The sequence below is a fragment of the Heliomicrobium sulfidophilum genome (genome assembly GCF_057715735.1).
Genome location: NZ_JBVTZZ010000005.1, coordinates 2030425 through 2045551 on the forward strand (window position 1 = coordinate 2030425; position 15127 = coordinate 2045551).

Consider the following 15127-nt stretch of genomic DNA (forward strand, 5'->3'; position numbering starts at 1 on the left):
TTGTCGAATTGAGGGTGGCGCGTTGAAAGAGAGCTTGCGCCAGTCGGCGTTACAAGGGCGAAAGGGCTTGACACCAGCGCAGATTGAAGCCAAAAGCCGGTTGATCGCTGATCATCTCTTTGCCATGCCCGCTTATGCGACCGCATCGATAGTGATGATTTACGTCGACTTTCGCCAGGAAGCGCAGACGGGGGCGATCCTGTCCCGGAGCCTGAACGAGGGGAAAAAGGTGACCGTTCCCGTCTGTGAAGGGAGCACGCGACGTCTGATCGCCGCGCAGATCGCCCGCTACCCCGACGATCTGCGGCCAGGGACCTGGGGGATCCTGGAGCCGGCGACAGTCAAACCGATTGACCCATCTTCGCTTGATCTGGTCATCGTTCCCGGCGTCGCTTTTGATCGAGCGGGCAACCGGCTCGGTTATGGCGCAGGCTATTATGACCGGTTTCTTCCATTTTTGCGCACTGACGCGCAGAAGATCGCTCTCGCCTTTGACCTACAGATTGTAAAAGAGATATGCCCCGATGACCACGACATTCCCATGGACCGGATCATCACTGAGAGCGGGGTCATCAATTGCAGGGAGGAACGCGCTCATGGCTGAATGCCGATGCTGTCATAAGGATCAAAGCGAACTGGAAACGGAAAAAGACCGGCGCCTTGCCGCCCTGCTGGCCGAGTGGTGGAAGGAGCGAGGCGCCTTGATTCCGCTTTTGCAAGGGGCCCAAGAGATCTACGGCTACCTGCCGGAAGTGGCGATGGAAACGATCGCCCGGACGCTAAAGTTGCCTGTGGCCCAGGTCTATGGGGTGGCCACTTTTTACGCCCAGTTTCATTTCACGCCGCGCGGCCGCCATGTGGTCCGGGTTTGCCTGGGCACAGCCTGCCATGTCCGGGGCGGCGCCCGGATCTTTGAAGCCTTGCGGCGGGAACTAGGTGTCGACGACGGGGGGACGACGGACGATCTGCGCTTCACTCTTGAATCGGTCGCTTGTATCGGCGCCTGCGGCCTCGCCCCGGTGATCATGATCGACGACGACACCCATGGACGGTTGACGCCGGAGACCCTGCCAGGCATTCTGGCCCGGTATGAATGAGGAGGCGCCCTGACATGAAGAGCTTGATGGATCCCTGCTGTGAACGGTGCGCCCATCGACCGGCCACACCTTGTATGGAATACCTGCGCTGCAGGACTGAAGGACCCTTCTGCCATGACGACGAAGCCTGCCGGAGAGCCCGGCGGGAGCGCATCGAGGCAGTTGAGCCGGGGGAGGCCGAAGCGCAGACAGAACCTCTGACAGAACCCAAGACAAAAGCTTTCTCCCGCTGGCGGGTGCTCGTCTGCGCCGGCACCGGCTGCATCGCCTCAGGCGGCGGTCCCATACTGGAGGCGCTCCGGCAAGCGACCGCAGAGGCTGGGATGGCTGGACGAGTCGATATCGCCCTGACTGGTTGCCATGGCTTTTGCGAGCAAGGGCCGATCGTCGTCGTCGAGCCGGGCAAAACCTTTTACCGTCGCGTCAGCCTCGATGATGTTCGTGAAATCGTTGATACCCACTTGGTGGGTGGACAAAGGGTCGACCGGCTCCTGTACCGTCTTCCCGAAGGCGAGCCTGTGACCAGTTACCCGTCGATTCCTTTTTACGCCCGCCAGCACCGGATCGTATTAGCCAATTGCGGCCACATCAATCCGGAGGACCTGGGTGAGTACCTGGCCCGCCAGGGATACCGAGGTTTTCTGAAGGCCTTGGCCATGGACCGGGGCGCCATCATCGCCGAGGTGAAGCGTTCCGGCTTGCGCGGCCGGGGCGGCGCCGGTTTTCTGACCGGTCAGAAGTGGGAGTTCACCGCCGGGGCGACGGGGGAAGAGAAGTACATCGTCTGCAACGCCGATGAGGGCGATCCGGGGGCCTTTATGGACCGCTCCGTCCTGGAGGGCGATCCCCATGCCGTGTTGGAGGGGATGCTCGTCGCCGGCTACGCCATTGGCGCCCGTGAGGGGTACATATACGTCCGGGCCGAGTACCCCCTGGCCATCCGCCGCTTGCGGATCGCCATCGCCCAGGCGGAAGCCTGCGGCCTTCTCGGAACGAACATTCTCGGCAGCGGCTTTTCCTTCCATGTTCACGTCAAGGCCGGCGCTGGCGCTTTTGTCTGCGGCGAGGAGACGGCTTTGCTCACCTCCATCGAAGGCAACCGGGGGATGCCCCGTGTGCGGCCGCCCTTTCCTGCCGTCAAGGGGCTCTGGGGCAAGCCGACCAACATCAACAACGTGGAGACCTTCGCCAATATCCCCCACATCCTGCGCCGCGGCGCCGATTGGTATGCCGCCATGGGCGTGGGACGGTCGAAAGGGTCGAAGGTCTTCGCCCTCACCGGCAAGGTGAACAATACGGGCCTCGTCGAGGTGCCCATGGGCCTTCGCCTCCGGGAGATCATCTTCGACATCGGCGGCGGCGTCCAGGGCGGGAAGGCCTTCAAAGCCGTTCAGATCGGCGGGCCCTCCGGCGGCTGCCTGCCGGCGTCGCTCCTCGACACGCCTGTCGATTATGAGTCCCTCCTGGAAGTGGGCGCCATGGTCGGCTCGGGCGGCCTCGTCGTCATGGACGAGTCGACCTGCATGGTCGACATCGCCCGCTATTTTTTGAAATTCACCCAGCAGGAGTCCTGCGGCAAGTGCGCCCCCTGCCGGGAAGGGACGAAACGGATGCTGGAGATCCTGACGCGGATCACCGAGGGCAAAGGAAAACAGGAAGACCTGACGGCGCTGGAAAAGCTGGCCGGCGTGATCAAGGCGACCTCTCTCTGCGGTCTCGGCCAGTCGGCGCCCAATCCCGTCCTGACCACCTTGCGCTATTTCCGTGATGAGTATGAAGCCCATATCCAGGACCGGCGCTGCCCGGCCGGCCTTTGCTCGGCCCTCTTGACCTACCGCATCGAGGCGGAAAAGTGTCGCGGCTGCACCCTCTGCGCCCGCCACTGCCCTGTCGGCTGCATCGCCGGCAAGCCGCGGGAGGCTTATGTGATCGATGAGAGCCGCTGCATCAAGTGCGGCGCCTGCCTGGAACGGTGCAAGTTCGGCGCTGTCATACGCCGCTAGGAGGAGAGACGACGATGAAACAAGGCAGCGCTGAACAGAAGAACAACGAGATGGTTGAATTGACCATCGATGGACAACCCCTGTCCGTCCCGGCAGGCACGACCGTGTTGGCGGCGGCGCGGGGGCTCGGCATCGACATCCCCACCCTCTGCCATGATCCCGAATTGACCAACCCCGGCTCCTGCCGCCTCTGTGTCGTGGAAATCGAGGTCCCCACAGCGAGCGGGATGATGAAGATGCGGAACCTACCCACCTCCTGTGTGACCACCGTCTCGCCGGGGATGGTCGTCCGCACCTGCACAGAAGCTGTTGTCGAGGCGCGCCGGACAGTGCTGGAACTGCTCTTGGCCAACCACCCGCAAGACTGCTTGCGCTGCGAGCGCGCAGGCGACTGCAAGCTCCAGTCCTACGCCTACGAGTATGGCGCCGATTTTCCTGCGGACGGTTCCGCTTTGGACGGCGAGCGCCGCCAGGATCCTGTCGACGATAGCAACCCTTTTATCCGGCGGGATATGAACAAGTGCATCCTCTGCGGCAAGTGTGTCCGCGTCTGCGCTGAGATCCAGGGCCGTCATGTCCTCGATTATGTCCATCGCGGTTTTGCCACGATGGTGGCGCCCGGCTTTGCAAAGCCGCTGGGCGATTCGGACTGTGTCTTTTGCGGCTCCTGCGTCGCCCTCTGCCCGACCGGCGCCCTGACGGAAAAGACGAAGGCAGGGAAGGGACGCCCCTGGGATGTGCGCCGCAAGGTGAGGACGACCTGCCCCTACTGCGGCACTGGCTGCAACTTTGATCTGGAGGTCGTCGGGCGCCCTGTCGCCGGCCAGCCGGAGCGGGAGGAGATCATCGGCGTCGCCTCGGCGACCGATGCGCCTGTCAATGGCCGCCACCTCTGTGTCAAAGGGCGGTTTGGCCTCAACTTTATCCATCACCGGGACCGCTTGCGCCGCCCCCTCGTGAAAAAGGATGGCCGCTTCGTCGAGACCTCCTGGGAAGAGGCGCTGGCGCTTGTGGCGGAGCGGTTTCACGCCATTCGGAATGGCTTTGGTGGCGATGCCTTCGGCGTATTGGCTTCGGCCAAGGCGACGAACGAGGAGAACTACCTGATCAACCGCTTCGCCCGCGCTGTCCTGGGCACCAACAACATCGACCACTGCGCCCGCCTCTGCCACGCCTCGACGGTGGCCGGCCTGGCCGCCGCCTTTGGCTCCGGGGCGATGACCAACCCCATCGCCGACATCGCCAAGAGTGACTTTTTGCTCGTCATCGGGTCGAACACGACCGAGTCCCATCCTGTCCTCGCCCAGAAACTGTTGCAGGCCATCGGAGGGGGGACGCCTTGTGTCGTCATCGACCCGCGCAAAACAGAGCTGGCCGCAGCGGCGACAGAACATCTGGCCATTCGCCCAGGCGGCGACCTGGCGCTGCTCAACGCCCTGGCCCAGGTGATCATTGAGGAAAAACGCTACAACGAGAAATTCATCGAAGAACGGACGGAAGGCTTTGAGGAGTTGCAGGCGGCTGTTGCCGGCTGTTCCCCGGAATGGGCGGCGCCCATCGCGGGGATCGCGCCAGAGCTGATCCGGGAGACGGCCCGGCGCTATGCCAAGGCGAAGCGGGCTTCCATCTACTACACCATGGGGATCACGCAGAAGCGCACCGGCACCCACAACGTGATGGCCATCGCCAACCTGGCCCTGTTGACGGGCCACATCGGCAAGGAGGGGAGCGGCGTCAACCCCCTGCGCGGTCAGAACAATGTGCAGGGGGCTTGTGATATGGGCGGTCTGCCGAACGTCTTCCCCGGCTACCAGCCGGTCACCGATGAGGCGGTCCGGGCGAAGTTCGCGAAGGCCTGGGGCGTCGACCCTGCCGAGCTTTCGGCCAAGCCGGGCCTCACCGTCGGGGAGATGCTGGAAGCCGCCCATACCGGGTCACTCAAGGCGATGCTGATCGTGGGGGAAAACCCGGTCCTCTCTGACCCGGACAGCGCCCATGTGGTCGATGCCCTGAAGCGGCTCGACTTCCTCGTCGCTGTCGACATTTTTCTGAGTGAGACAGCCCGGCTGGCCGATGTGGTGCTGCCGGCCTGTTCCTTCGCTGAAAAGGAAGGAACCTTCACCAACACGGAACGGCGGGTGCAACGGGTGCGACAGGCCATCGAGCCCACCGGCGAATCGCGCCCGGACTGGCGGATCATCTCCGATCTCGCCGCCGCCCTCGGCCGTCCCTTTCACCTGGCCGACCCGGCGGCGGTGATGGCCGAGATCGCCCAGGTCACCCCGTCCTACGGCGGCATCCGCCACGAGCGCCTCGACGCGGAAGGGGGGCTCTGCTGGCCCTGCCCGGCGCCGGACCATCCCGGGACGCCGCGCCTGCATGTGGGCCGCTTTACACGCGGCAAGGGCCGCTTCCACGGCGTTCACTACCTGCCGCCGTCGGAAGCGCCTGACGAACAGTACCCCCTTGTGCTCTCGACGGGCCGGCGACTCTTCCACTACCATACGGGGACGATGAGCCGCCGGACCGGGCTGGCGGCCATCTATCCGGAGGAACACCTGGAGATGCATCCCGGTGACGCAAGGGGACTCGGATTGAACGACGGCGATTGGGTCCGCCTCTCCACTCGCCGGGGCGCCATCGACCTCCCGGTGCGGCTGACCGAGGCGATCATCGCGGGAACGGTCTTTACCTCCTTCCACTTCGCCGAGGCGGCCGTCAACGCCTTGACGAACAGCGCCGTCGACCCTGTCGCCAAGATACCCGAACTGAAGGTTTGCGCCTGCCGCGTCAAGCGGGTCGAGCCGCCGGAAGGGTATCAGCCGCCTGCGCGCAAGCGGGTATTGGTTTAACCGGAAGCCTGGTCGCGAAAAAAAGCGCGGCCAGGCGCTTTTTTTGCGTTTTGATGGAACGGAAGGGGTATAATCACCAGTAGATACTGCGCAGCCAACCATAGTGCTGTGCTGTGGAGGGGATCGGGTTGATCGCGCGAAGAACGCTGGTGCCTAGGCAAAGAAGCCTTTATTCCGCTTTTCCGACCTTTACGGAACACCGGGACAGGCTCTACGTTTTTTACCGCCAGGGGGTGACGAGCGCCCGCCAGTGCCATGGCGTCGACGGAACGGTGCGCTGCCTGCGGCTGGACAAGGGTGAGTTCCTGGAACGGATGCATCACGAAACGGAGCAGGGGTTTATCGACGCCGGTGAAGACCGGGTCATTTTCCGCAGCGAAAACGAGATCGACGCCATCGTCTCCCGGTTGGATGAAGACCTCTTTACCCTCTGCACCCGTACATACATGCGGGGAAGGATATGCCCGGCTTTCGTCTCTGTCGCTGACGAACCGCGTTTCACCGAACGGCGCGTCGTCGAGATCAAGGGGCTCAACTGGATCGTTTTTTACGGCAAGGCCCTCAAAACCCCCATGGGCTGCGTGTTTCCCGCCTATGGGATTCTGAAGGGGGAGGGCTTCACCCGTCCTCTGGTCATCGTCACTGACGATTTTGAACACTGGGACCTTTTATCCTATTTGCCCAGCGACATCGACGGCGCCGTTTTGAATGAAAGCACCATTGTTTTCGACGGCAGCCGCTACCGGATGTTCAGCCGTCAGGACAGTTCTCCCTTCGGCATCTGGTTGGCCGAATCGGAGGATCTTCAGCGCTGGTCGACGCCCAGGCGGATCTTTACGCGAGCCCATGCGCCCATGGCTGTCACCCTGCCCGATGGGATCGTGTTAACCTACCGGGATCTGCTGGCGAAGGAAAAGAGCGCTGTCGCCCTTCGTTTCCTGGGGGCCGGAGAGATGCTTCCAGAGGAGAACCCTCACACGGATTCTGTCGACGGTTCCGACAACTGCGGCGAGACGTCACCAAGGAACGATGCGAGCCTGACCATCGACCGGTACGAAGGCAACCCCTATGACGGGGGATACACCGATCTTGGCGTCGTAGAGGACGATCTGGTCGTTGTCTACTATCATGGCAACGAGGACGGCGAACCGGCGATCCGGGCCGCCGCGTTGCCCTGGCGGGAACTTCGCGATCGCTTTGACACCGAAAGGGAGCGGGAATAAGCAGGGTTTGCGGGGAAAAAGCGAGAACATTTTTTGAAGACGACCCAGAACCTGAATTAAAGGAGCACCGAACCTGTGCGCAATGCTGTTTTCATGGTGATCGACGGCAGCAGCCTGCTTCACCGGGCTTTTTACGCGCTGCCGCCCATGTCGACCTCTCAGGGCGTTTTCACCAACGCCGTCTACGGTTTTTTGACGATGCTGGAGCGGCTGCGCCGGGATTACAAGCCCGATTACCTGGCCGTCTGTCTGGACAAGAGCCGCGTTACCTTCCGGACGCTGCGCTATGAAGCCTACAAGGCCCAGCGGGGAGCGACGCCTGATGAACTGCGGCCCCAGTTCGGCCTGCTCAAGGAGGTCCTCGCCGCCTGGGGGATCCCTCTCTTTGAGGAGGAGGGCTTTGAGGCGGACGACCTGATCGGCGCCCTCGTCTGTTCGGCCAAAGAACAGGGGATCTACAGCCTGATCGTCACCGGTGACCGTGACGCCTGGCAGTTGATCGCCCCCGGTGTGGAGGTGCTCTTCACCCGCAAAGGGATCAGCGAGATCGAACGCTATGACGAGGAAGCGCTGAAAGGCAAGATCGGCTTGACGCCCCGGCAGGTGATCGATTGGAAAGGGCTTATGGGCGACGCCTCGGACAACATTCCCGGCGTGCCGGGAGTGGGGGAAAAGACGGCCTTCAAGCTCTTAGAACAGTTCGGCGACATGGACAGCCTTTATCAGCGGCTCGATGAGGTCAAGGGGAAGCTGAAGGAAAAGCTGGCGACCCATCGGGAACAAGCTTTTCTCTCGAAAGAACTGGCCACCATCAAGTGCGATATCCCCCTCAACGTGGACTGGGAAGCTTGCCGGGCCGCATCGCCCGACTTCCCGGCCTTGCGCAAGCTCTATAAGGAACTGGAGTTCCGGAGCCTCCTTCGCCACCTGCCCGGCGGGGAAGAGGAGGTTGGGGCCGAAAGCGGCAGCCTCTTTGCAACCGCTCAAGGCGCTGAAGCCGGCGCGGAGGAAGTAATCCATGTCGATGTGGAGGCGCCCCTGGCTGTCGATTACACCACCGTCGAGGACGAGGAAACCATCGGCGTGATGCTGACAGAACTGATGCGCCTCGGCGCCGAACCGGGCTGCCGGACGGCGGTGCTGGCCGCCTGGGAGGGTTCCCCGCGGACCGGCCAACTGAAGCAACTCGTCCTCGCCGCAGGCAAGGACGCCCTGCCGGCGTTGCCCCGTATCTGGGTGATCGAACAGCCGAGCGCGATTTTCGCGGCCACGCGCCCTTTTTGGGCATCGAAGGACCATCGCAAGCTCTTTTTTGACGCCAAGTCGCTCTCGCTGCTGGCCCGCCAGGAGGATACGTTCATCGAAGGGGTCAACGGCGACGCCCTAATCGGCGCCTACCTGCTCGATCCGCTCGCCAACAGCTATAGCTTGGCGCGGTCGGCCCACGACTGGATCGAATGGAAAGTCGACGCCGAAGCCGGCCGGAGCACCTTGCCGCCGGAGGAAGCGGCCCGGGCCGCTGCTGCCCTTTTCCATATGGTTCCTGTCATGGAAGCCCGACTCGGCGAAGAGGGGTTGAGCGCCCTCTACCGGGATGTGGAATTGCCGCTGGCGTCCATCCTGGGCGCCATGGAATGGGCCGGTGTCAAGGTCAATCCCGCCGTCCTCGAGGAGATGGCCGGCGAGCTGGGCGCCGACATCCACCGTTTGCAGGCCGACATCTACGACCTCGCCGGAGAGACCTTCAACATCAACTCGACCCAGCAGTTCGGCAAGATCCTCTTCGAAAAACTGGGGTTGCCGGTGATCAAAAAGACGAAGACCGGCTATTCTACCGATGTGGAGGTCCTCGAAGAACTAGCCGACCGGCACCCCATCGTGCCCAAGGTGCTCGAATACCGCCAGTTGATGAAACTCAAGTCGACTTATGTGGAGGGGCTCCTGCCCCTGATCGACAGCGGCGACGGCCGCATCCACACCAGTTTCAACCAGGCGGTGACGGCGACAGGCCGCCTCTCGTCGACAGAACCGAACCTGCAGAACATACCGGTCCGGCTCGAACAGGGCCGGCGCATCCGCAAGGCTTTTGTCGCCCCCGGCGATGACTGGACCCTGTTGGCCGCCGACTACTCCCAGATCGAACTGCGCATCCTGGCCCACCTGTCGGGCGATCCCTCCTTCAAGGACGCCTTCGCCAAAAACCAGGACATCCATACCCGCACAGCCAGCGAGGTTTTCGGCGTGCCCATGGAGAATGTGACCCGCGAGATGCGCCGGCGCGCCAAGGCCGTCAACTTCGGCATCGTCTACGGCATCAGCGACTTCGGCCTCAGCCGCGACCTGGGCGTGCTCCGCGCCGAAGCCCGCCAGTACATCGACGGCTACTTCGACCGTTACAGCGGCGTCAAGCGCTATATCGACGAGATCATCGCCGAGGCGCGCCAGCAGGGCTATGTGACAACCCTGCTCGGTCGCCGTCGCAAATTGCCCGATCTCTTTGTCAAAAACAAGATCCGCCAGAACTTCGGCGAGCGGGCGGCCATGAACACGCCCATCCAGGGGACCGCCGCCGACATCATCAAGGCGGCCATGGTGCGCATCCCCGGCCTGCTCGCCGCTAGGGGATTGAAGACCCGCATGCTCTTGCAGGTCCATGACGAACTGATCTTTGAGGCGCCCATCGAGGAACTGGCTGAGGCCGCCGCGCTGATCCAGGAAACGATGGAACAGACGATCCGCCTCGACGTGCCCCTCACCGTTGATGTGAAGACGGGACCGAACTGGTATGAGATGAAACCCTATCTGTAAAGCTGCTGCTTCTTTCATTTTTCAGTTGCTTTTTCTACGGGAGACTTTTTGCGTAACGGAGGAACCAACGTGCCCGAACTGCCGGAAGTGGAAACCGTCTGTCGCAGCCTAGCCGGCCGGATCACCGGGCTGACCATCGAAAAGGTGGAACTGCGTCTGCCCAAGATCGCCTCTGCCCTGCCGGGCACGCTTTTCGCCGACGCCCTTCGGGGGCGGCGGATCGTCCAACTGGGGCGGCGGGGGAAGTACCTGCTGCTCCACCTGGACGGTGATGAAACCCTCGTCATCCATCTGCGCATGACCGGCCGGCTCATCCACCTCCGCCCGGAGGAACGGGGCGAGCCGGAGCCGGCCCACACCCATGCCGTCTTCTACCTGGATGACGGCAGCCTGCTACGCTATACCGATGTGCGCCAGTTCGGCACGCTGACCCTGATGTCGACTGAAACCGCCCTTTGTCAGCCGGGCAAGGGACGTCTCGGCCCCGAACCGCTGTCCGAGGATTTCTCCTTCGCCGATTTTCGCGACGCCCTGGCGAAGCGGAAGACGAAACTGAAGCCGCTGCTGCTCGACCAGTCCTTTCTGGCCGGTCTGGGGAACATCTATGCCGATGAGGCCCTCGCCCGGGCTAGCCTGCACCCCGACCGGACGGCCGACTCCCTCGACGACGGGGAGAGCCGCCGGCTCTATGAGTCCATCCGGACGGTCCTCCAGGAGGGCATCGACGCCAAGGGGACATCCTTCCGTGATTATGTGGACGGCGAGGGGCGCAAGGGCGAGTTTCAGGAGAAGCTGTGGGCGTACGGGCGGGAGCGCAACCCCTGCCGCCGCTGCGGCGGCGAGATCGTCCGGGAAAAGCGCAGCGGGCGAAGCACCCATTTTTGTCCGCACTGCCAGAAATAATGCCCCAAAGGGAACTGCCAAATAAGCGCCCAAAAATAAAAGGAAAAGGGAACAATGAGCAACCGTATCATCATACAGAGCAAAAACCTGGCCCTCAATTACGGCGTCCGCCGCATCTTTGAGAACGTCACCTTTATCATCCATGAAGGGGACAAGGTGGGCCTCGTCGGGCCGAACGGGGCGGGGAAGACCAGCCTCTTTCGCGCCCTCACCGGATCGGAGGAACCGTCGGAAGGCGTCCTCAGTTGGACCCAGGGCGTCCGTGTCGGCTATTTGCAGCAGGTGCGCACGCCGCCGGCGGGGCAGACGGTCTTTTCGGCGGCCCTGGAGGAACTGGCTGACATCTTGGCCATGCGCGCCGAAATCAGCCGCCTCGAGCAGGAGATGGAACGGCCCGAGACCTTGGCTGACGAGGCGGCCCTGGAACAGATCATGACCGAGTACGCCGACCTCATCCATCGGTACGAGGAGGGCGGCGGCTACGGGGCCGAGGCGAAGGTTCGGTCCGTCCTGCGCGGGCTCGGCTTCAGTGAAGACGACTTTTCCCTGCCGGCGGAGGTGCTCAGTGGCGGTCAGAAGACGCGCCTTGCCCTGGCTCGTCTGCTCCTCCGCCCTTATGACCTGCTCATGCTCGATGAGCCGACGAACCACCTCGACATCGCCGCCACCGAGTGGCTCGAAGACTATCTGCGCGACTACCGCGGCGCTGTCCTCGTCATCTCCCATGACCGGTACTTTCTCGACAAAATCTGTAGTCGCATCTTCCACCTGGAGCGGGGCTGCCTCGACGTGTACCCTGGCAACTACTCCCGATTCCTGCAGCTCCGTGAAGAATCGCTTCTGGCCCAAAGGCGCGCTTATGCGAAGGATCAGGCGGAGATCGCCCGCATCGAGGAATACATCCGGCGCAACAAGGCCGGTGTCAACGCCAAGCAGGCGAGGGGGCGGGAGACGCTGCTCGCCCGGCGGGAGCGGATCGCCCAGCCGGTGGAGAGCATGAGCCTCCAGGACCTGAAGTTTGTCCCCCAGACGTCTAGCGCCGAACAGGTGCTGGTCCTCCGCGATCTGGCGGCCGCCTATCCGGGACGGCCACTCTTTTCCGGCCTCGACCTGACTGTCAAGCGGGGCGAGTGCATCGCCATCCTCGGCAAAAACGGCGCCGGGAAGACCTCCCTCTTTCGCATCCTCCTCGGCGAACTGCAGCCGGCCGGCGGCGATATCGTCTTCGGCCTTCGCGTCAAACCGGCCTACTACGCCCAGGAGCAGGAACATCTCAATGACAACGATACGATTCTGGAGGCCATTCGGGGCATGCGGCCCATGACAGAGGAGCAGGCCCGCACCCTCTTGGGACGATTCTTGTTCCGGGGCGATGATGTATTCAAGACGGTAGGCGTGTTGAGCGGCGGCGAAAAGAGCCGTCTCGTCCTGGCCCAACTCTTTTTAACAGGGGCCAACCTCCTGCTGCTCGATGAACCGACGAACAACCTGGACATTGGCGCCAAGGAAGCCCTGGAAGAGGCCCTGGCCGATTTTCCGGGCACCCTCCTTGTCATCTCCCACGACCGGTTCTTCCTCGATCGACTGGCAGACCGCGTACTGGAACTGGCCGATGGGTGCTTTAACCAGTATTTGGGTAACTACTCTGATTTCCGCGCCAAGAAGGCCGAACGGGAAGCGGCCAATAGAGAAGCGGCTGCGGCCCGGCGGGTTGTGGCTGCACCTTCTCAGGGCAGGGCCAACGGGCCGGCAATGGGCGTCAGCGATACCGCAAGGGCTGAGAGCGGGATTGCCAAATCTGGAGCGGGCGCTAAGGCTGGCGGAGGGAAGATCACCAACCCCTGGAAACGGGAACAGGCCTTGAAGGAGGCCGAGTCACGCATCGCCCGACTGGAGGATCGGTTGCAAACCCTAACGGAAGCGCTCGCTGACGAGGCGACCTACCGGGACGGCGAGCAGGCTCGCCACACCCAGGAGGAGTACGAACAGGTCCGCCAGGAACTGGCAGACGCTTACGCCGAATGGGAGGCCGTCGTCGAATCAATGTAACCGGGAGACCCTTCTCGCTTGCAGGCCAAACGCCGCATTCGATCCGCTTTCTGCCGGTCGTCCCGCCAGTGGACCTTTTTCCGAGAGCGCATAGTATATCGGGAAAAAGCGCAACCCGGGAGGGAACCACCTTGGCAGCATGGTCATTGTTGGGGTTGGCGATCGCCTTAAGTTTGGACGGATTCGGGGCGGGGGTAGCATACGGACTTAAGCGCATCCGCGTTCCCTTGGGCTCTTTGTTCGTGATCTGCCTCTGTTCCGCATTGGCCATGGCCATCGCCCTTTTGGCCGGACGGGGATTGACGGCGTTGATCCCTGGTGAGTGGGCCGGCAGGCTCGGCGGCGGCATTCTGGTCCTTTTAGGGCTCTTTCAACTGGTCAATGTGGCCAGGGAAAGCCGGAAAAAAGAAGCAGGTGGCGAAGCGCAGCTCCTGGGCGCGCAAGAAGTCCTGGATCCAGGCGAGAAGGCCGCAACAGTGTCGACGGCGCTGGCGATGGCAGTCGATGATACGCTGGAGGTGAAAGCGGAAGAGGTGTTGTCCATCACCCTCCGTCCTTTCGGGCTTGTCATTCAAGTCCTACGTGAGCCGACCGACGCCGACTTGGACCATTCGGGCGAACTAGGACCGCAGGAAGCATTACTCCTGGGCTTTGCCCTCAACATGGACGCGATCGCCGCCGGTTTCGGCGCTTCCATGGTCGGCGCCTTGCCGCTCTATGCGCCGCCGGTGGTTGCCTTCACCCAGCTTGTCTTCGTCTGCGCCGGCCTCTATTTTGGTCGTATGCAGGCCCACTGGGCCGGCGGAACCTGGCTCGCCTATGGCGCGGGACTGGTTTTGCTGGGGCTCGGTTTAATCAAAATCGTTTCCTGACAACATTGTCTAAACCGTCGATTTTGTGCATAAATATGGAAATGGAGGCGGCCCCGTGAAAGTCATTGCCTTAACCGGTGGCATAGCCGCCGGGAAGACGACGGCGGCTGCCTGTCTGAAGAGGTTGGGCGCCCCTGTCATCGATGCCGATGTGGTGGCCCGTGAGGTCGTCGAGCCGGGTGAACCGGCCTGGAAAGAGATTCAGCATGCCTTCGGTCCCGCTGTCATCCGTCCCGACGGCGCCATCGATCGGGCGGCCCTGGGGCGCATCGTGTTTTCTGATCCGGAAGCGCGCTCACATTTGAACGGGATTGTCCATCCCCGGGTGATCGAGCGTTTCGAACAGGAACTGGCGAAACTGGCCAGTCGAGGGACGGCGGTCGCCGTCCTTGACGTGCCGTTGCTCTTTGAGGCAGGGATGGAAAGGATGGCCGATGAGATCTGGGTGGTCGTCGTCGGCGAGGCGACCCAGATCCGCCGTGTCATGGAGCGGGACAACCTTGACGAGGCTGCCGCCAGAGCGCGCATATCCGCCCAGATGTCTCTCGATGAAAAAGCGAAACGGGCCGATCGGATCATTGATGCCAGCCTACCCCTGCCGGAGATGCTGAAGCAGGTGGAACGGCTATGGAAGGAGGCTGCCGGTGAAGGGGACTGAATCGCTCCGGATGTTATCGATCCCGCGCCTCGCGGCGGCCATCCTCATCTTGGCCGTCGCTGGAAACCTCCTCTGGTACAGCCCGTGGGTGCAGAAGATTTTTTATCCCCTTCCCCACAAGACCTTGATCATGAAATATGCCTCGGAATACCAGGTGGATCCCTATCTCGTCTCGGCGATCATTCGACGGGAGAGTAAATTTCTTCCTTGGGCCGAGAGCAACCAGGGCGCCAGGGGCTTGATGCAACTGATGCCCCAGACAGCCGATTGGATTGCCGTACAGATCCCGCTTCGCGAATATACGCCGGAGCTGTTGCATGACCCGGAAACGAACATCCGCATGGGGTGCTGGTACCTGGCAGACCTGAAGCAGGAGTTCAAGGGAAACATCCCCCTGGTCATCGCCGCCTACAACGGCGGTCGGGGAAATGTGCGCCAGTGGCTTCGCGATCAGAAGTGGACAGGCAAGGAACAGACCCTAGAGTTGATCCCCTTTCCGGAGACGCGGGCTTATGTAAAGGGTGTCCTGCACGATTATTCCATGTATCATCAACTTTATGATTAGGAGTCGATTGCCTTCTCAGGATGGAGCGGTCCTGGTCTTCCGAATCTGACCGGCGATACCCTTCTTTGGCGTCGTTGGGCGGTCATATTCGCTTCCC

Annotated in this window: 11 protein-coding genes; all 11 read left to right on the top strand. The window is 62.3% G+C overall.

Annotated features, from left to right (window positions below):
- Nucleotides 1–22 precede the first annotated feature (22 nt).
- The 11 genes from AC0CW1_RS15280 (at nucleotide 23) to AC0CW1_RS15330 (ending at nucleotide 15030) form a co-directional block, all read left to right on the top strand.
- Nucleotides 23–604 (top strand): 5-formyltetrahydrofolate cyclo-ligase, encoded by a 582-nt coding sequence (locus AC0CW1_RS15280; protein ID WP_488183860.1) that lies wholly within the window; start codon nucleotides 23–25, stop codon nucleotides 602–604.
- Nucleotides 597–1097: an NADH-quinone oxidoreductase subunit NuoE gene (nuoE, locus tag AC0CW1_RS15285; protein WP_488183861.1), complete on the top strand. Its 501-nt coding sequence runs from the start codon at nucleotides 597–599 to the stop codon at nucleotides 1095–1097. Before AC0CW1_RS15280 ends, nuoE begins: the two co-directional genes overlap by 8 nt.
- 14 nt (nucleotides 1098–1111) lie before the next feature.
- Complete coding sequence (nuoF, locus tag AC0CW1_RS15290) at nucleotides 1112–3100, top strand: NADH-quinone oxidoreductase subunit NuoF (RefSeq protein ID WP_488183862.1); 1989 nt, start codon at nucleotides 1112–1114, stop codon at nucleotides 3098–3100.
- 14 nt (nucleotides 3101–3114) lie between these two features.
- A complete protein-coding gene (gene fdhF, locus AC0CW1_RS15295) occupies nucleotides 3115–5952 on the top strand; it encodes a formate dehydrogenase subunit alpha (protein ID WP_488183863.1) in 2838 nt (945 codons plus the stop codon).
- 128 nt (nucleotides 5953–6080) lie between these two features.
- Complete coding sequence (locus AC0CW1_RS15300; RefSeq protein WP_488183864.1) at nucleotides 6081–7175, top strand: sialidase family protein; 1095 nt, start codon at nucleotides 6081–6083, stop codon at nucleotides 7173–7175.
- A 75-nt stretch (nucleotides 7176–7250) separates the two neighbouring features.
- Nucleotides 7251–9983 carry a DNA polymerase I gene (gene polA / locus AC0CW1_RS15305; protein WP_488183865.1) on the top strand — a complete coding sequence of 911 codons (2733 nt, stop codon included), beginning with the start codon at nucleotides 7251–7253 and terminating at the stop codon, nucleotides 9981–9983.
- Nucleotides 9984–10052: 69 nt separating this feature from the next.
- The gene (gene mutM, locus AC0CW1_RS15310) at nucleotides 10053–10886 is read left to right on the top strand and encodes a DNA-formamidopyrimidine glycosylase (protein ID WP_488183866.1); all 834 of its coding nucleotides are present in this window, start codon (nucleotides 10053–10055) and stop codon (nucleotides 10884–10886) included.
- A gap of 54 nt (nucleotides 10887–10940) precedes the next feature.
- Nucleotides 10941–12935 carry an ABC-F family ATP-binding cassette domain-containing protein gene (locus AC0CW1_RS15315; RefSeq protein ID WP_488183867.1) on the top strand — a complete coding sequence of 665 codons (1995 nt, stop codon included), beginning with the start codon at nucleotides 10941–10943 and terminating at the stop codon, nucleotides 12933–12935.
- Entirely contained in the window at nucleotides 12908–13807 is a 900-nt protein-coding gene (locus AC0CW1_RS15320) for a manganese efflux pump (RefSeq protein ID WP_488183868.1), read from the top strand. Before AC0CW1_RS15315 ends, AC0CW1_RS15320 begins: the two co-directional genes overlap by 28 nt.
- 55 nt (nucleotides 13808–13862) lie before the next feature.
- Nucleotides 13863–14465, top strand: a complete 603-nt coding sequence (gene coaE, locus AC0CW1_RS15325) for a dephospho-CoA kinase (protein WP_488183869.1) — start codon at nucleotides 13863–13865, stop codon at nucleotides 14463–14465.
- The gene (locus AC0CW1_RS15330) at nucleotides 14452–15030 is read left to right on the top strand and encodes a lytic transglycosylase domain-containing protein (protein WP_488183870.1); all 579 of its coding nucleotides are present in this window, start codon (nucleotides 14452–14454) and stop codon (nucleotides 15028–15030) included. The genes coaE and AC0CW1_RS15330 overlap by 14 nt, the downstream gene beginning before the upstream one ends.
- The last annotated feature ends 97 nt before the right edge of the window (nucleotides 15031–15127 follow it).